General features: G+C 70.7%; 14 protein-coding genes and 1 riboswitch. Of the genes, 4 read left to right on the forward strand and 10 right to left on the reverse strand.

Features of this window, described 5'->3' with window-relative positions:
* Positions 1-13: 13 nt before the first annotated feature.
* The 9 genes from ABD954_RS09730 to ABD954_RS09770 all read right to left on the reverse strand — a co-directional run bounded on the left by ABD954_RS09730 (position 14) and on the right by ABD954_RS09770 (position 9,961).
* Complete coding sequence (locus tag ABD954_RS09730) at positions 14-691, reverse strand: trimeric intracellular cation channel family protein (RefSeq protein WP_345485480.1); 678 nt, start codon at positions 689-691, stop codon at positions 14-16.
* Between the two features lie 464 nt (positions 692-1,155).
* A complete protein-coding gene (locus ABD954_RS09735; protein ID WP_345485482.1) occupies positions 1,156-2,568 on the reverse strand; it encodes an ABC transporter ATP-binding protein in 1,413 nt (470 codons plus the stop codon).
* Positions 2,565-3,557, reverse strand: a complete 993-nt coding sequence (locus ABD954_RS09740; protein WP_345485483.1) for an ABC transporter ATP-binding protein — start codon at positions 3,555-3,557, stop codon at positions 2,565-2,567. The genes ABD954_RS09735 and ABD954_RS09740 overlap by 4 nt, the downstream gene beginning before the upstream one ends.
* Before the next feature lie 4 nt (positions 3,558-3,561).
* Positions 3,562-4,524 (reverse strand): ABC transporter permease, encoded by a 963-nt coding sequence (locus tag ABD954_RS09745; RefSeq protein ID WP_345485484.1) that lies wholly within the window; start codon positions 4,522-4,524, stop codon positions 3,562-3,564.
* Positions 4,524-5,519, reverse strand: a complete 996-nt coding sequence (locus ABD954_RS09750) for an ABC transporter permease (RefSeq protein WP_345485485.1) — start codon at positions 5,517-5,519, stop codon at positions 4,524-4,526. The genes ABD954_RS09745 and ABD954_RS09750 overlap by 1 nt, the downstream gene beginning before the upstream one ends.
* Positions 5,520-5,618: 99 nt before the next feature.
* Positions 5,619-7,289, reverse strand: coding sequence for an ABC transporter substrate-binding protein (locus ABD954_RS09755; RefSeq protein ID WP_345485486.1), 1,671 nt, complete (start codon positions 7,287-7,289; stop codon positions 5,619-5,621).
* 233 nt (positions 7,290-7,522) lie between these two features.
* Complete coding sequence (locus ABD954_RS09760; protein WP_345485487.1) at positions 7,523-8,314, reverse strand: enhanced serine sensitivity protein SseB C-terminal domain-containing protein; 792 nt, start codon at positions 8,312-8,314, stop codon at positions 7,523-7,525.
* Positions 8,315-8,405: 91 nt separating this feature from the next.
* Entirely contained in the window at positions 8,406-9,173 is a 768-nt protein-coding gene (locus tag ABD954_RS09765) for an enhanced serine sensitivity protein SseB (protein WP_345485488.1), read from the reverse strand.
* 101 nt (positions 9,174-9,274) lie between these two features.
* A complete protein-coding gene (locus ABD954_RS09770) occupies positions 9,275-9,961 on the reverse strand; it encodes an AAA family ATPase (protein WP_345485489.1) in 687 nt (228 codons plus the stop codon).
* Between the two features lie 151 nt (positions 9,962-10,112).
* A riboswitch (glycine riboswitch) is annotated at positions 10,113-10,227 on the forward strand.
* Positions 10,228-10,386: 159 nt separating this feature from the next.
* Here ABD954_RS09770 and gcvT point away from each other — a divergent pair.
* The 4 genes from gcvT (at position 10,387) to ABD954_RS09790 (ending at position 14,815) form a co-directional block, all read left to right on the forward strand.
* Positions 10,387-11,511 carry a glycine cleavage system aminomethyltransferase GcvT gene (gene gcvT, locus ABD954_RS09775; protein ID WP_345485490.1) on the forward strand — a complete coding sequence of 375 codons (1,125 nt, stop codon included), beginning with the start codon at positions 10,387-10,389 and terminating at the stop codon, positions 11,509-11,511.
* A gap of 119 nt (positions 11,512-11,630) precedes the next feature.
* Entirely contained in the window at positions 11,631-12,008 is a 378-nt protein-coding gene (gene gcvH / locus ABD954_RS09780; protein WP_345485491.1) for a glycine cleavage system protein GcvH, read from the forward strand.
* Between the two features lie 24 nt (positions 12,009-12,032).
* Positions 12,033-13,292 (forward strand): serine hydroxymethyltransferase, encoded by a 1,260-nt coding sequence (locus tag ABD954_RS09785; protein ID WP_345485492.1) that lies wholly within the window; start codon positions 12,033-12,035, stop codon positions 13,290-13,292.
* A gap of 152 nt (positions 13,293-13,444) precedes the next feature.
* A complete protein-coding gene (locus ABD954_RS09790; protein ID WP_345485493.1) occupies positions 13,445-14,815 on the forward strand; it encodes an L-serine ammonia-lyase in 1,371 nt (456 codons plus the stop codon).
* A gap of 198 nt (positions 14,816-15,013) precedes the next feature.
* Here the strand turns inward: ABD954_RS09790 and ABD954_RS09795 are convergent, their stop codons facing one another.
* Positions 15,014-16,597: a NaeI family type II restriction endonuclease gene (locus ABD954_RS09795; RefSeq protein ID WP_345485495.1), complete on the reverse strand. Its 1,584-nt coding sequence runs from the start codon at positions 16,595-16,597 to the stop codon at positions 15,014-15,016.
* Positions 16,598-16,746 lie beyond the last annotated feature (149 nt).

The following is a 16,746-nucleotide window of genomic DNA, read 5'->3' on the forward strand; positions in this document are numbered from 1 at the left end:
GTACAGGATTTAGCTACTGAGCGGTAGCTTTTTCCGGCTCCTCGCGGGCGGAGGACCGCCGGTTCCAGGCGCGCGGCGCCCGCCAGTGGTAGCGCATCGCGAGCAGCCGCAGGACGAAGGCGGTGAGGACGGCGGCGGCGCTGGTGTACGCGTTGAGCACGTCGAACCGGATGCTGAGCACGACCATCGTGGCGCCCACGATCGCCGGGACGGCGTACAGGTCCCGGTCCCAGCGCAGCAGCGACGGCACCTCGTTGGCGAGCACGTCGCGCAGCACACCGCCGCCGACGGCCGTGGCGAGGCCGAGCGCGGCGGAGGAGGTGAGGCCGAGACCGTAGTCGTACGCCTTGGTGGTGCCGGTCACGCAGAACAGCCCGAGGCCCGCCGCGTCGAAGACGTTGACGGCGGCCTGGGTGCGTTCGACCTGCGGGTGGAGGAAGAAGACGAGGACCGTCGCGACGAGCGGCATGAGGAAGTAGCCGAGGTCCGTGAAGGCGGCCGGGGGCACGGCGCCGATGATGAGGTCGCGCAGGAGACCGCCGCCGAGGGCCGTGACCTCGGCGAGGACGGCGATGCCGAAGACGTCGAAGTTCTTGCGGACGGCGAGGAGGGCGCCGGAGATCGCGAAGACGAAGATGCCGACGAGGTCGAGGGCGTGTTGGACGGAGGGATTGAACAGGTCGTGGAGCACCGGGCCATTGTCCCGGTTGGGGTGGGGTGGGGTGCGCGCGTGCGCGCCGCGCGCGCTGCGGTGGCGTGAGCGCCGGGACTCCCCCGCCCCGAAACCCGACGGCCCGAGGCGTGGGCTGGGGTGCGCGCGTGCGCGCCGCGCGCGCCGCGGTGGCATGGGCGCCGGGACTTCCCCGCCCCGCCCCTTCCCGAAACCCGACGGCACCGCAGGCTCCGGCCCCCGCCCCCCCGACGCGGCGGCCGCGGGCCGAGCGGTCCCTGACCTGCCCGCACCCGCAGCGCCCCACGGCCTCCGTGGCGGGCGGCCCCTGGCCCCGGTCGCGACCTGCCGCGGCCTCCCGGCCACCGGCGGGCGACCGGGGTTTCCGCGACCGGGCCGGGTGCCGGGCGAGAACGCCGAGGCCCCCGCCGCCGGGTGGCTGCGGGGGCCTCGGGGATCGGCCGGGCCGGGGCGGCCGGGCGGGGTCAGACCTTCGGGGAGTCCGTCTTCGCGGGGGACGGCTCCTCGGCGGGCTCCGCCTCGGCCGCGGACGGCGCCTGCGGCGCGCCCTCGGTGGCCTCGGCCCCGTCCGGTGCGTCGGCGGACTCCGTCTCACCGGTCGCGGTGGCCTCCGGTGCTTCGTCGCCCTCCGGCCCGGCCGCGGCGGCCGCCACGTCCGTCGCCTCGGCCGCCTCCGCGTCCTTCGGCGCCGAGGCCCCGTCGGCCGGCCCGGCCTCCGCCGCACCCACCGGCACCGCGTCGGCCCGCTCGCCCGCCGCCGTTCCGGCCGGCGCGGCCTTCGCCGCGCCCACCGGCTCCGCCGCCTCCGCCTCCGTCGCGTCCTGCGCCTCACCCGTCGCCTGTGCCGGAAGCACCACGGCCTCCGAGGCCGGGGTGATGCTCAGGGTGCCCTCGTGGATCTCCTGCGCGAAGTGGCAGGCGACCTTGTGGCCGTCGCCGAGGTCGCGCAGGGCCGGGCGGTCCGTCGCGCAGAGGGTGTCCTGCTTCCAGGGGCAGCGGGTGTGGAAGCGGCAGCCCGTCGGCGGGTTGGCCGGGGAGGGGAGGTCGCCGTGGAGGAGGATGCGTTCGCGACGGTCCTCGACCTCCGGGTCCGGGACCGGGACCGCGGACATCAGGGCCTTGGTGTAGGGGTGCATCGGCTCCGCGTACAGCGCGTCGCTCGGGGCCTCCTCCACCAGCGAGCCGAGGTACATCACGCCGATGACGTCCGAGATGTGGCGGACCACCGCCAGGTCGTGCGCGATGACCAGGTAGGTCAGGCCCATCGACTCCTGGAGCTCCTCCAGGAGGTTGATGACCTGGGCCTGGATGGAGACGTCGAGGGCGGAGACCGGCTCGTCGCAGATGATGACGTCCGGTTCGAGCACCAGGGCGCGGGCGATGCCGATGCGCTGGCGCTGGCCGCCGGAGAACTCGTGCGGGTAGCGGGAGAGGGCGTTGGCGGGCAGGCCGACCTTCGCCAGGATCTCGCGGATCTTCTCCCGCCGCTCGTCCTGGTTCGCGCCGATCCCGTGCGCGGCCATGCCCTCGCTCAGGATCGACTCGATGTTCTGCCGCGGGTTGAGGCTGCCCAGCGGGTCCTGGAAGACCATCTGGAGCCGGCGGCGGAAGGAGCGCAGGTCCTTCTCGGAGAGCTTGGCCACGTCGGTGCCGTCGAGGACGACCGAGCCGTCCGTGAGGTCGACCAGGCGCAGCACCGCACGGCCCAGCGTCGTCTTGCCACAGCCGGACTCGCCGACCAGGCCGTACGTCTGGCCGGCCTCGACCGACAGCGACACGCCGTCCACGGCGTAGACGTGGCCGACCGTGCGGTCGAAGAGGATGCCCTTCTTGACGGGGAAGTGGACCTTCACGCCGTCGAGTTCGAGCAGGCTCATGCCGGGACCTCCGTGGTGGCCAGGACCGGGTTGACGCAGCGGGCGCGGTGTCCGGCCTCGCGTGGTTCGGTCAGTTCGGGGGTGCCGGTGAGGCACTCCATCTCGTACCGGTCGCAGCGCGGGGCGAAGGCGCAGCCGTCGGCCCAGGCGATCTGGTCGTTGATGGACCCGCGGATGGGGTGGAGCGGTTCGCCGCGCGGGGCGTCGAGCCGGGGGATGGAGCCGAGCAGGCCGTGGGTGTACGGGTGCGTCGGGTGGGCGAACAGCTCGCGGCGGGCGGCGGACTCGACGACCTTGCCGGCGTAGAGGACGTTCACCTCGTCGCACAGGCCGGCGACGACGCCCAGGTCGTGGGTGATCATCAGCAGGGCGGTGCCCTCCTGGTCCACGAGTTCCTTCAGGAGCTCCAGGATCTGGGCCTGGATGGTGACGTCGAGCGCGGTGGTCGGCTCGTCGGCGATGAGCAGGCGCGGGGCGCAGGCCACGGCCATGGCGATGAGGGCGCGCTGCCGCATGCCGCCGGAGAGCTGGTGCGGGAACTCCTTCAGGCGCCGGGTCGGGTCCGGGATGCCGACCCGGTCGAGCAGGTGGGCGGCCTCCTTGCGGGCGGCCTCGCCCTTCAGGCCCCGGTGGCGCTCGAGGATCTCGGTGACCTGGACGCCGATGGGGATGACCGGGTTCAGCGAGGACAGCGGGTCCTGGAAGATCATCGCCAGGTCGCGTCCGCGCAGGTCGCGCATCTTGGACGGGTTCAGCTTCAGCAGGTCCGTACCGTCGAAGTCGGCCCGCCCGCCGAGGGTGACGCCCTTGGTGGGGAGCAGACCCATGAGGGCGAGCGAGGTGACGGACTTGCCGCAGCCGGACTCGCCGACCAGGCCGACGACCTGGCCCCGGTCGACGCCGAAGGAGACGCCGTTGACCGCCCGGACGTCCTTGCGGCCGCGGCCGCCGAAGGTGACGGTGAGTTCGTCCACGGTGAGCAGTGGCATGACATCAACCTCGCAGCTTCGGGTCGAGCGCTTCGCGCATGGCCTCGCCGAGCAGGGTGAAGCCGAGGGCGGTGATGATGATGCCGACCGCCGGATACACGGACATCATGGGCTCGTTGTCGAAGAAGCGCTGAGCCTGGGTGAGCATGACGCCCCACTCGGGGACCGCCGGGTCGGGGTTGCCGAGGCCGAGGTAGGACAGCGCCGCGGCCTCGATGATGGCGGTGGCGAGGCTGAGCGTGGCCTGGACGATCACCGGGCTCAGCGAGTTCGGCAGGATCTGGGTGAGGACGATGCGCCGCTTGCGGATGCCGAGGGAGCGTGCGGCCAGTACGTAGTCGCTGCCGCCCTGGGCGAGCATCGAGCCGCGCAGCAGGCGGGCGAAGATCGGGATCTGCACGACGCCGACGGCGATCATCACGGTGGTGAGGGACTGGCCCATGACCGCGGCGATCGACACGGCGAGCAGCAGCGAGGGCAGCGCCAGCATGATGTCGGTGACGCGCATGATCGCGTTGTCGAAGCGTCGTCCCATCGGGCCGCCGAGGGTGGCGGCGGCGCCCGACACGGCGCCGACCAGGGCACCGACGAGCAGGCCGATGAGCATGGAGACGACGCCGACGAGCAGCGTCTGGCGCGCGCCCACCAGCATCCGGGAGAACATGTCGCGGCCGAGGTGGTCCAGGCCGAACCAGTTCTCGGCCCGCGCGCCGACGAACTCGCCCCGGTTGGCGAAGACTTCGCCGCGCCACGTCTGGGCGGTCGGCGCGTGCGGGGCGATCCAGGGGCCGATGATCGCGACCAGGACGAAGGCCGCGATGATCACCGCGCCGATGATCGCCATCTTGCTGGCGCGCAGCCGGCGCATCGCCTCGCGCCAGAGGCTGGCGCCGCTCGCCGTCTCGGTCTTAGCCGTGAGCTGCGCGAGCCGGTCGATCTTGGACGTGTTGGTGGATACCAGGCTCATCAGTGCACCCGCACCCTCGGATCGATGACGCTGTACGCGAGATCCACCAGCAGGTTGATCAGGACGTACACCATCGCGATGAACATGATGAAGCCGACGAGCACGGGGTAGTCGCGGGCGTCGATGGCGGTACGGATGAAGGAGCCGATGCCGCCGAAGGAGAAGACGGACTCGGTGAGCACGGCGCCGGACAGCAGGCTTCCGGTGAGCAGGCCGACGGCGGTGACCACGGGCAGCATCGCGTTGCGCAGGATGTGCCGGCCGCGGACGACCCGGCGCTCCAGGCCCTTGGACTCGGCGGTGCGGATGTAGTCCTCGCCGAGGACCTCCAGGACGCTGGCGCGGGTCATGCGCACGATGACCGCGAGCGGGATGGTGGCCAGCGCGATGCCGGGCAGCACGAGGTGCATGAGGGCGTCCCAGGCGGCGTCGAACTCACCGGTGAGCACGCCGTCGAGGACGGCGAAGCCGGTCACGCTGGTGGCGTCGAGTCCGGTGGACTGGCGGCCGTAGGTGCCGAAGACGCCGCCGAGGGCGCCCTTGAGCAGCTGGGCCAGGAAGAAGACCGGGATGCAGATGCCGACGAGCGAGCCGGAGACGGAGGCCACGTCGAGCCAGCCGCCGCGCTTGCGGGCGGCGAGGTAGCCGAGCGGGATGCCGACGACGACGGCGATGAACATGGCGGCGAGGCTGAGTTCCACCGTGGCGGGGAAGCGCAGCAGGAACTCGTCCCAGACCGGCTGTCCGGTCTGCACGGAGGTGCCGAGGTCGAGTTCGAAGAGCCGCTTGAGGAAGCGTCCGTACTGGACGTAGAGCGGCTGGTCGAGTCCCAGCGCCCGGTTGATGCGCGCCACGTCGGCTTCGGTCGCCCGCTCGCCCAGGATCGCTGAGGCGGGTCCGCCGGGCAGTCGGTTCAGCCAGACGAAGAGCAGAACCGACAGGCCGAGCAGGGTGGGTATCAGCTGGAGAAGTCGTCGTACGACGAGTCGCAACACCCCGCGTGCCCCTTTCTTGCGTTGTACGAGAGTCGGATGCGGGTCCGCCCGGCCACGTGTTCTCCGTGGCCGGGCGGACCTCTGGCGTTGTTCCTTCGGCTACTTGAAGGAGGCCTCGGCGAAGTTCTCCTGCGTCAGCGGGGAGACCTTCGGCGGGTTGACGTTCTTGCCGAACGCGATGGCGGGCGGCGAGGAGGTCAGCGGGAGACCCGGCAGGTACTCCATGATCGCCTCGTTGGCGGCCTTGTACAGGTCGGTGCGCTTGGTCGGGTCGCCCTGGAGCGAGCCCGCCTTCACCGCGGTGAAGACCTTGTCGTCCTTGAAGCCCCACTGCTTGTCGGGCTCGGCGAACCAGGTGCCGATGAAGTTGTAGCCGTCGTTGAAGTCACCGGTCCAGCCGAGCATGTGCAGGGCGCAGGAGCCGGCCTCGACCGCGTCCAGGTAGTCCGGGTTCCACTTCAGCGGCTTCGGGGTGACCTTGATGCCGGCCTTCTCCAGGTCGGCCTTGATCAGCTCGAAGATGTCCTGCGGCGCCGGCATGTACGGGCGGGTGACCTCGGTCGGGTAGCACATCTCGACGGAGAGGTTGCTCGCACCGGCGGAGGCGAGGAGCTGCTTGGCCTTGGCCGTGTCGAAGGGGTACTTCTTCACGTTCTCGGAGTAGCCGGCGACCGTGTCGGGCATGAACTGGGTCGCGACCTTGCCGCCCTCGGGCAGCTGGGTCTTGACGATGTTCTCGCGGTCGACGGCGTGCGCGATGGCCTGGCGGACGGCCGGCTTCTGCAGCGCCGGGTTCTTCGTCTGCGTCATACCGAGGTAGAGCAGGTTGAAGACGTCACGGGTCGGGACCTTGAAGCCGGCGGCCTCGAGGGTCTTGATGTCGGCGGGCGCGACCAGGTCGTAGCCGTCGATGTCACCGGCCTGCAGCGCCTGACGGCGGGCGTCCTCGGTGTCGATGGTGCGGATGACCAGGTTCTTCACCTTGGCCTTCTCGCCCCAGTAGTCGTCGAAGCGGGTGAGGGAGACTTCCTTGTTGCCCTTGTTCCACTTCGCGATCTTGTACGGGCCGGTGCCGGCGACCGTGCCGGCCTCCTGGCTGTACTTGGGGTACGTGATGGCGTCGCCCTTGGCGGACGCCGCCTGCTTCTCGTACTCCTTGATCGCCTTCGGCGAGTGGATCGCGAGGGCCTGGAGGGAGAAGCCGCCGGGCAGGTTGGCGGAGGGCTTGAGGACCTCGATGACCGCCGTGTTCTCGTCCTTGGCCGTGCAGGACTTGTAGTTCGGCGGCGGGGCTTCCTTGTCCTCGTTCTTCGCGAAGCCACCCATGATGTCCTGCCAGTAGGTGGAGATCGCGCTGGACTGGTAGGTGCCCTTCCAGTTGAACCAGTGGTCGTAGTTCGCGCAGACCGCGGCGGCGTTGAACGCCTCGCCGTCGTGGAACTTCACGCCCTTGCGCAGGTTGAACGTCCAGACCGTGCCCTGGGGGTTGCTCGACCAGGTCTCGGCGAGACCGCCGACGAGCTTGCTGCCTCCCGACTCGTGCTCGAGCAGTGCTTCGAAGGCCTGACGGGTGACCCGGAAGGTCTCGCCGTCGGCCGCGAGGGACGGGTCGAGGGAGGCCGGGTCGCCGGGGGCGCCGAAGACGAAGGTGTCCTTCGCCCCGCCCTTGTCCCCGTCCTTGCCCCGCTCGCTCGCGCAGCCGGTGGCGATGAGGCCGACCGTGAGGGCCGCCGTCAAAGCCCGGGCCGCCCGGGACTTGAATATTCGCATGGGTCCACCCCTGGGTCGCCATGTGTGGTCTTGACCGGCCGAACGCTACTGGCGAGTGACGCGGCAGAGAACAGTCCGCATAGCGGTGATACCAACCTGAGACCCGGACAGTTACCAAAACGGTCCGATGCGGGACATCGCAGCGCGCCCGGCGGAAAGCGGAGGCAAAACCTCAGCTTGGCAGGGGATTTCGGCCGTGTTTCCGCACGGCGTCCGCGGGTGACGCCGCGGTGTCAGCGGTGCTGCGCGGGCGGGTAGCCGTATCCCGGCTGGTGAGACGGGGCGGCCTGCGGGGCGGCGTGCGCCTCGCGGTCGTAGAACGGGCGGGCGTGGGCGGCCAGCCACATCGCGACCGGGTCGTACGTGTCGGACATGGTCACCGTGCAGACGGGCAGGCCGTCGGGGACGGCGGCGACGGTCTGGTGCATCATCGCGCGGACCGCCTCGACGGAGGCGGGGGCGGAGTCGTACAGGTCGAGGCCGATGGCGAGGTACGGGGAGCCGAGCGCGGGCTGCACCCAGGCGCGGCGCAGCGAGCGCACGGCGGAGGTGCGGTGCGCGTTCTGGGTGAGCAGGGCGTAGAACTGCGGGATCTCCAGGGCGGGCTCGGACAGCCGCAGGGGTCCCGCCGGCATGCGGTCCAGGCCGGTGGCGATGCGGCGCAGGTCGGCCCAGGGGATGCCGACGCCGCCGCCGGGGGCGTGCGGGTTCAGCCAGATGCCCCAGCGGTCGGGGTAGAGGGCGCGGGCGATCTCCAGGCCCGGGACGAGCTCGTGGGCGCGGTTCCAGCCGGAGGCGGCGAGCTCCTGGGCGGAGGTGACGCAGGGGGCGTAGCCGTAGCCGTCGACCTCCATGTTCCCGTACTGGGCGTCGGGGGATCCGGGGGCGCCCTGCCAGAGCAGCATCCAGACCTCGGAGCCGGCGAGGGCGTGCAGCAGCTGCTCGTAGGCGTCGTGGCGTCCGGGTGCCACCTGGCGCAGCATGTGCTCGACCTGTCCGGTCGCAGCGGTGCCTGACGCGCTCACCCTGGGTCCCGCCCCTCTTTTCGTACGGCCGTACGGCCCGGTTGCTCGTTGCTCTCGGTTCTGAATCAGTTCAGCTTAAACAGGGGGACCGTCACACGGCGGCGCGCTGGAAGAAGGGCCGTACCTTCTCCAGCATCCAGTCGGCGACCGGGTCCTGGGCCACGTCGAGCAGGATGAGGTTGACCGGCCAGGCGACCTCGATCCGGCCGAGGGCGCGGCCGAGGGCGTCCAGCGGGGTGGCGGGGTCGGCGTCGGGGTGGGTCAGCTGGACGCCGACGAAGAGGGCGGGTTCGGTGCCCTCGACGCTGGCGAGGGCGCGGCGGGCCGTGGCGACGGTGCCGAGGGCCTCGAACTCGGCGGAGGCGGCGGCGAGGAAGTCGACCGGGTCGTCCTGCCAGTCGGGTTCGAAGAGGCGGACGCGGCCGCCGGAGGCGGGCCCTGCCCCGTAGCCTCCGTCACGGGAGGCGCCCCCATGGGGGGTGCGGCCGACGCGGCAGAGCTCGGCGACGGCGGCCGGGGGCAGCGGGACGCCGACGGTGCCGCCGGGGTTCACGGCGATGCCGAGCTGCGGGGGCAGGCCGCGGGCGAAGTCGCGGGCGGGGGCGACGGTGAAGGACATGTGCTCGCCGACGCAGGCGAGGAACTGCTCGTGGGAGCTGAAGACGGGCACGTAGGCGGAGCCGTCGATCTCCATGGTGGGCAGGTCGAGGTCGGGGCTGTCGGGTCCGCCGCCGTTGGGCAGCGGCACCCAGACGGCGCTGCGGCCGAGGACCTCGACCAGCCTGCCGCCGGCGGCGGGGTTGCCCAGCGAGGCGGCCAGCACTTCCTCGAGCTCATTGCCCGGCCACGTCACGTCCACGGTTCTCGTCGTCCCCTTCCGGCACCTGCCTGCGGTTCAGCACCTTAACGGCGGCTCGCCGCCCCTGTGACCGAATAGGACGCCCGGGGGGCGGGAGTGGTTCACGCCACGTCGCGGAATCCGATCCGGCGCAGGGCGTCGGCGGCGTCCCGGTCGAGCAGGGTGACCGAGGCGCAGCCGGGCGGCAGGGCGCCGCTCTCGGCGGTGCGCACCAGGCGGCCGACGGCGCGGCGGTGCCGGGCGAAGGCGTAGCCGGAGACGCCGCGGCCGCGGGAGCGCTGGCCGGCGCGGGCGGTGTCGGGGTCGACGTCGAGCAGGACCAGGTGCAGGGCGGCGCCGCGCCTGCGGGCCTCCCGGGCGAGCCAGCCGCGCACCCAGGACTGGGTGCCGCAGTCGTGGACGATCACCCCGGCGCCCGAGCGCAGGGCGCGGCGCAGGCCCGCGTAGTGGGCGAGGCGGGCCAGGGGGCGCCACAGGGCGTACGGCAGGAAGCCGGGCAGCCGGGCCTCCCAGCGCTCGCGGGTGTGCTGCGAGTCGATGGCGCGGCCGGCGGCGGCGCGGTCCATGAGGGTGGACTTCCCGGCGCCGGGCAGTCCGGAGACCACGACGACGTCGCCGGCGGCGAAGGTCAGCACGCGGGGGCTGCGGCCGCCGCGCTCGCGCAGGTCGCGCAGGATCCGGGCGCGGCGCCGGCTTCTGACCCGGTCGCGGGCGCGGGCGCGGGCGGCCGCCCGCTGGACGGGTATGCCGGGACTCGCCGCGTAGGCGCCGGTGCGCTGGATGGTCATCTCTGCTCCCCCTGTCGGGCCTGCCGGGACCCTGCCCACGAAGTGTAAAGAAACGGTAATGGGACACAAGCGATTTGCCCGGCGGACCCGCCGTGCAATGATGAGCGCGCCACGCGCTCGCACGAGCGCGCACAACCGCATACCGGCCGCTCGAATCCGCGCGGGAGAGTCCCGGGCCGCCAGGCGCAGTCGCGCCGGACGTCCCCGGGCGCCGAAGGAGCAAGAACCTCCCTTGAATCTCTCAGGCCCCGTACCGCGTGGATGAGGCAGATCTGAAAAGCGGGCCGCACCTGTCGCGGCCCCACCCAAGGTGCAAGCCGAGGATGCCCTCGGTGAACCTCTCAGGTTCCATGACAGATGGGGAGGATCGTCCTCACCGTCATGCACGTCGTGCCCTGCACGCCCTGGGACCCGGGAGCCACCCCATGAGCACTGCCCCCCGCCTGACTGCCCTCGATGCGCTGCATCGCTCACTGGGCGCGACCATGACCGACTTCGCCGGCTGGGACATGCCGCTGCGCTACGGCAGCGAGCGCGACGAGCACAACGCCGTACGGACCCGCGCGGGCCTCTTCGACCTCTCCCACATGGGTGAGATCACCGTCACCGGCCCGCAGGCCGTGGACCTCCTGGACTACGCCCTGGTCGGCAACATCTCCACCGTCGGCAACGGCCGCGCCCGCTACACGATGATCTGCCAGGAGGACGGCGGCATCCTCGACGACCTGATCGTCTACCGCCTCGGCGAGACGGAGTACATGGTCGTCGCCAACGCCTCCAACGCCCAGGTGGTCCTCGACGCCCTCACCGAGCGCTCGCGGGGCTTCGACGCCGAGGTCCGCGACGACCGCGACGCGTACGCCCTGATCGCCGTCCAGGGCCCGGAGTCCCCCGGCATCCTGAAGTCCCTCACCGACGCCGACCTGGACGGTCTGAAGTACTACGCGGGCCTGCCGGGCACCGTCGCGGGCGTACCGGCGCTGATCGCCCGCACCGGCTACACCGGCGAGGACGGCTTCGAGCTGTTCCTGAAGCCGGAACACGCCGAGGGCGTGTGGCGGGCGCTGACCGAGGCGGGCGCCGGCGTCGGCCTGATCCCGTGCGGCCTGTCCTGCCGTGACACGCTCCGCCTGGAGGCGGGCATGCCGCTGTACGGTCACGAGCTGACCACCGCGCTCACCCCGTTCGACGCGGGCCTGGGCCGGGTGGTGAAGTTCGAGAAGACCACCAACGAGGGCCGCTTCGTCGGCCGCGAGGCGCTCGAGAAGGCCGCCGAGCGCGCCGAGACCGCTCCGCCGCGCAAGCTGGTCGGCCTGGTCGCCGAGGGCCGCCGGGTCCCGCGCGCCGGCATGTCGGTGGTCGCGAACGGCGAGGTCATCGGCGAGATCACCTCCGGCGCGCCGTCCCCGACCCTGGGCAAGCCGATCGCCATGGCCTACGTGGACGCCGCCTTCGCCGCGCCCGGCACCGAGGGCGTCGGCGTCGACATCCGGGGCACGCACGAGCCGTACGAGGTCGTGGCGCTGCCGTTCTACAAGCGTCAGAAGTGACAGGCGACTGACAGGGATCTGCCAGAAGTGACGTATCCCTCATCGATTCGTCTCATTCTGCATCTCACCTCGCAAGACCCACGTTCATCAGCACTCCCCCGATCCAGGAGAATCAGGTCATGAGCAACCCCCAGCAGCTTCGTTACAGCAAGGAGCACGAGTGGCTGTCGGCCGTCGAGGACGGCGTCGCCACGATCGGCATCACCGAGCACGCGGCGAACGCGCTCGGCGACGTCGTCTTCGTGCAGCTTCCCGAGGTCGGTGAGACCGTCACCGCGGGCGAGTCCTGTGGCGAGCTGGAGTCCACGAAGTCCGTCAGCGACCTGTACGCCCCGGTGACCGGTGAGGTCGTCGCGGCCAACCAGGACGTCGTCGACGACCCCTCGCTGGTGAACTCCGCCCCGTTCGAGGGCGGCTGGCTGTTCAAGGTGCGCATCGAGGCCGAGCCGGAGGACCTGCTCTCCGCCGACGAGTACACCGCCTTCACCGCCGGCTAACCGAGACCCCCCAGGGATCGAAACATGTCGCTTCTGAACACCCCTCTCCACGAGCTGGACCCGGACGTCGCCGCCGCCGTCGACGCCGAGCTCCGCCGCCAGCAGTCCACCCTCGAGATGATCGCCTCGGAGAACTTCGCTCCGGTCGCGGTCATGGAGGCCCAGGGCTCGGTCCTCACCAACAAGTACGCCGAGGGCTACCCGGGCCGCCGCTACTACGGCGGCTGCGAGCACGTCGACGTGGCCGAGCAGATCGCGATCGACCGGATCAAGGACCTGTTCGGCGCCGAGTACGCCAACGTGCAGCCCCACTCCGGCGCCTCCGCCAACCAGGCCGCCCTCTTCGCGATCGCCCAGCCGGGCGACACGATCCTCGGCCTGGACCTGGCCCACGGCGGCCACCTCACCCACGGCATGCGCCTGAACTTCTCCGGCAAGCAGTTCAACGTGGTCGCCTACCACGTGGACGAGGCCGGCCTGGTCGACATGGCCGAGGTCGAGCGCCTCGCCAAGGAGCACCGCCCCAAGGTGATCATCGCGGGCTGGTCCGCCTACCCGCGCCAGCTGGACTTCGCGGAGTTCCGCCGGATCGCCGACGAGGTCGAGGCGTACCTGTGGGTCGACATGGCTCACTTCGCCGGCCTGGTCGCCGCCGGTCTGCACCCGAACCCGGTCGAGTACGCGGACGTGGTGACCTCCACCACGCACAAGACGCTCGGCGGCCCGCGCGGCGGCATCATCCTGGCGAAGAAGGAGTTCGCGAAGAAGCTGAACTCCTCGGTCTTCCCCGGCTTCCAGGGCGGCCCGCTGGAGCACGTGATCGCGGCCAAGGCCGTCTCCTTCAAGGTCGCGGCCTCGGAGGAGTTCAAGGAGCGCCAGCAGCGCACCCTCGACGGCGCCCGGATCATCGCCGAGCGCCTGGTCCAGGACGACGTCCGCGAGCACGGCGTGTCCGTGCTGTCCGGCGGCACCGACGTGCACCTGCTCCTGGTCGACCTGCGCGACAGCGAGCTGGACGGCCAGCAGGCCGAGGACCGTCTGCACGAGGTCGGCATCACGGTCAACCGGAACGCCGTTCCGAACGACCCGCGCCCGCCGATGGTCACCTCCGGCCTGCGCATCGGCACGCCGGCCCTCGCCACCCGCGGCTTCCAGGCCGAGGACTTCCGCGAGGTCGCCGACATCATCGCCGAGACCCTCAAGCCCGGCTTCGACGCCGAGGCCCTGAAGGCCCGGGTGACCGCTCTGGCGGAGAAGCACCCGCTGTACCCCGGCCTGAAGTAATTTCGTACCCTTTTGTTGGTATGAAGCTCCGGGGCACCACGCACACTGGACAGTGAGCGGGGTGCCCCACCCCTTTACCGCCCTGCTCGCTCTTCCTGCTCGTTCTGCACCACCCCGGCAGACAACGGCGTCGCCCCCACAAGGAGTCCCCCGTGGCCATCTCGGTCTTCGACCTGTTCTCGATCGGCATCGGTCCGTCGAGCTCCCACACGGTGGGCCCGATGCGTGCGGCCCGCATGTTCGCCCGCCGCCTGAAGAACGAGGGCCTGCTGGCCCACACCGCCGCCATACGGGCCGAGCTGTACGGCTCGCTCGGCGCCACCGGCCACGGCCACGGCACCCCGAAGGCGGTCCTGCTCGGCCTGGAGGGCCACTCGCCGCGCACGGTGGACGTGGAATCCGCCGACGACGAGTTCGAGCGGATCAAGTCGAGCGGCCGGATCAACCTGCTCGGCGCGCACGAGATCCCGTTCTCGTTCGACGACGACCTGATCCTGCACCGCCGCAAGGCGCTGCCGTACCACGCCAACGGCATGACGGTCTTCGCGTACGACGCCGAGGGCGCCCTGGTCCTGGAGAAGACCTACTACTCGGTCGGCGGCGGCTTCGTCGTCGACGAGGACGCGGTCGCCGGCGAGAACCCGATCATCCCGGACGACACCGTCCTGACGTACCCGTTCCGCACCGGTGACGAGCTGCTCCGCCTCACCAAGGAGACCGGCCTGTCGATCTCCTCGCTGATGCTGGAGAACGAGAAGGCCTGGCGCACCGAGGCGGAGATCCGCGAGGGCCTGCTGGAGATCTGGCGGGTCATGCAGGCCTGCGTCTCGCGCGGCATGTCCCGCGAGGGCATCCTGCCCGGCGGCCTGAAGGTCCGCCGCCGCGCCGCGACCTCGGCCCGCAAGCTGCGCTCCGAGGGCGACGCCCTGGCGCACTCCATGGAGTGGATCACCCTCTACGCGATGGCCGTGAACGAGGAGAACGCGGCGGGCGGCCGGGTCGTCACCGCCCCGACCAACGGCGCCGCCGGCATCATCCCCGCCGTCCTGCACTACTACATGAACTTCGTGCCCGGCGCCGACGAGGACGGCGTGGTCCGCTTCCTCCTCGCGGCCGGCGCCATCGGCATGCTCTTCAAGGAGAACGCCTCCATCTCCGGCGCCGAGGTCGGCTGCCAGGGAGAGGTCGGCTCCGCCTGCTCCATGGCGGCCGGCGCCCTCGCCGAGGTCCTGGGCGGCTCCCCCGAGCAGGTGGAGAACGCGGCCGAGATCGGCATGGAGCACAACCTGGGCCTGACCTGCGACCCGGTCGGCGGCCTGGTCCAGATCCCGTGCATCGAGCGCAACGGCATGGCCGCGGTCAAGGCCGTGACGGCGGCGAAGATGGCGATGCGCGGCGACGGCAACCACCTGGTCTCCCTGGACAAGGTCATCAAGACCATGAAGGAGACCGGCGCGGACATGAGCGTGAAGTACAAGGAGACCGCCCGCGGCGGCCTCGCCGTGAACATCATCGAGTGCTGACATCGTAGGCCCTGACCAGCACGTTTGTCCTCAGCGCTGTCAGGGCCCTCCCTGCCTGCCTGGCGGAAAGTCCCTGAGATCTCCCTGCGACATGCGTGGAAGGCCCTGGGATGTCCCTGCGTTCTGGGCGCCAGACGGGGCCGCCGCCGCTGATCGGGCACGACACAACCGCTTGCGTAGGACCTCGGGTGGAGTCTGTCAGTGGCCGGGAAGGGGGCTCACCTCGTCGTCCGGCTTCGCCACTCTCCACCACGTACCGAACAGGACGACCGACCGACCTGAGCCACGTTCCTCCTCGGTGGCCGGTGCCAGACGAACGCTGACCCACGTCCCTTTCTCCGGGACTGGTAGCCCCAAGGCGCTGGCGATCTCAGGATCGGAGTTGCTGTGGTTCAGGACGAGGATGCCCTCGGTGGCCAGGATCCTCCGGGCCTCCCGCGCTCTCTTCGCCGCATCCCGCTGCCGGGCGACCGTGGCGAGGGCCGGAAGGGTCACCGACTGGCGCTGCGCCACACGGAACAGTTCGTTCACGCGCCCCTGGCCGGTTGTCTGGGCAAGCACCGTCTGCAGATCGGCAGCAGGAAGTCGGTTGAGGACGTTCACCGGCAGACGACTGTCCTTGTGGACCCACTCGATCGCTTCACGCCCCGCTCGGCTCAGATTCCGCTTGCCGTCCTTGTTGGCGCCGGAGAGCAGCAGCTCCTCGGCCGCCCTCACCACTCCGAGGCTCCACAACCCCCTGCGGTGGTCGAGGTGGACCAGCATGCACACACGGCCCTGGGCCTCCCTCGGGATGGTCCAGGTCGAACCAGACGTCACCTTGAGATCCACATCAACCCCGGCGATCCTGAAGTCGAGCGGTCCGCAGGTGTCGAACCGGAAGTGGTGTCGCATCAGGTTCCCGACGAGTTGCCCAGCCATCGCCTTCTCCGACTTGGTGAGCTCCTCCCAACGGAACCGTCCAGTGAGCTCCCCGTCGAACAGTTTTTCGGTGGCGCGCTCCAGCACGGCCGTCATGCGACGTCCAGAGGGATCGAGACCCCGCAGCTCATCCCTCACCACCGCCACCTCGTCCATACTGTGTGTGACGCCGGGGGTCGATTCCGTTCCCCGCCCTTGCCCAACCTTCCTGCCAGGAGTCGGGGACGTACCGGCTGCGGCGAGCTTCCGCTCCAAGGCGGTGATCTGTTGCATCGCTTCCTGGACAGTCCTCAACGCCGCGTCCCGCTCACCCGTGACGGCCAGCAGACCTCGCCGTAGTTCGGCGATCTCCTTTTGGCGGGAGCTCGAGTGGGCGTCGAGTTTCGCCTCCGCCTGTTCCTTGGCCTGGAGGGCGCGGCCGAGAGCGGCCTGGGTCTCCAGCAGCTGTTCGTGCACATGAACGAGTTTCGCCAGGTGGGCAGTGCAGTCCTTGTCGTTGCCCTGGCCTTGGCCTGACTCGGCCCGGGCTGGCTGCTCCCACGCCCTCTTCAGCAGCGCACGCGCCCTTCTCTGGGCCTTCGCCGCCTCAACCGGGTCCGCGACACAGATCTCGACGAGGGCCGCGACCAAGCCTTGGTGGTTCCTGAGGCCCGCCCCTCTCAGCACTCTGTGCAGTGTCGACGGAGCCGGCTTCGGATTGTTGCCCACCATGTCGGGCAGCAGAAGGTGTATCCGCGCCACCGAAAGGCCGGCGGCATCCCGAAGACTGCGCAGGAACAGGACGAGCAGGTCCTCTGCGTCGTTCGCTCCGCTGGGAAGACCAGGCGGTCGCCCATCCTTCCCCTTCAGGCGAGCCGACATCGGCGTCCGTTCTCTCGGTGATTTCGATGTTCTCTCAGATAGAACGGAGAGAACCCTACCCGAGCTGCCGTCGGGGACCGCAGCCTGGCTTCGTCACGTACGTCGTCAGAGGAGAGCCGTCATGTCCCAGCGCACCCCTTCCACCCGTC

The sequence above is a fragment of the Streptomyces roseoviridis genome (genome assembly GCF_039535235.1).
GTDB classification, from domain to species: domain Bacteria; phylum Actinomycetota; class Actinomycetes; order Streptomycetales; family Streptomycetaceae; genus Streptomyces; species Streptomyces roseoviridis.

Bases quoted from the DNA above. Each gene is read 5' to 3' on its own strand.
- ABD954_RS09745 (WP_345485484.1), bottom strand. From the start codon at position 4,524: ATGAGCCTGGTATCCACCAACACGTCCAAGATCGACCGGCTCGCGCAG.
- gcvH (WP_345485491.1), top strand. From the start codon at position 11,631: ATGAGCAACCCCCAGCAGCTTCGTTACAGCAAGGAGCACGAGTGGCTG.
- ABD954_RS09795 (WP_345485495.1), bottom strand. From the start codon at position 16,597: ATGTCGGCTCGCCTGAAGGGGAAGGATGGGCGACCGCCTGGTCTTCCC.
- ABD954_RS09740 (WP_345485483.1), bottom strand. From the start codon at position 3,557: ATGCCACTGCTCACCGTGGACGAACTCACCGTCACCTTCGGCGGCCGC.
- ABD954_RS09755 (WP_345485486.1), bottom strand. From the start codon at position 7,289: ATGCGAATATTCAAGTCCCGGGCGGCCCGGGCTTTGACGGCGGCCCTC.
- ABD954_RS09785 (WP_345485492.1), top strand. From the start codon at position 12,033: ATGTCGCTTCTGAACACCCCTCTCCACGAGCTGGACCCGGACGTCGCC.
- ABD954_RS09770 (WP_345485489.1), bottom strand. From the start codon at position 9,961: ATGACCATCCAGCGCACCGGCGCCTACGCGGCGAGTCCCGGCATACCC.
- ABD954_RS09735 (WP_345485482.1), bottom strand. From the start codon at position 2,568: ATGAGCCTGCTCGAACTCGACGGCGTGAAGGTCCACTTCCCCGTCAAG.
- gcvT (WP_345485490.1), top strand. From the start codon at position 10,387: ATGAGCACTGCCCCCCGCCTGACTGCCCTCGATGCGCTGCATCGCTCA.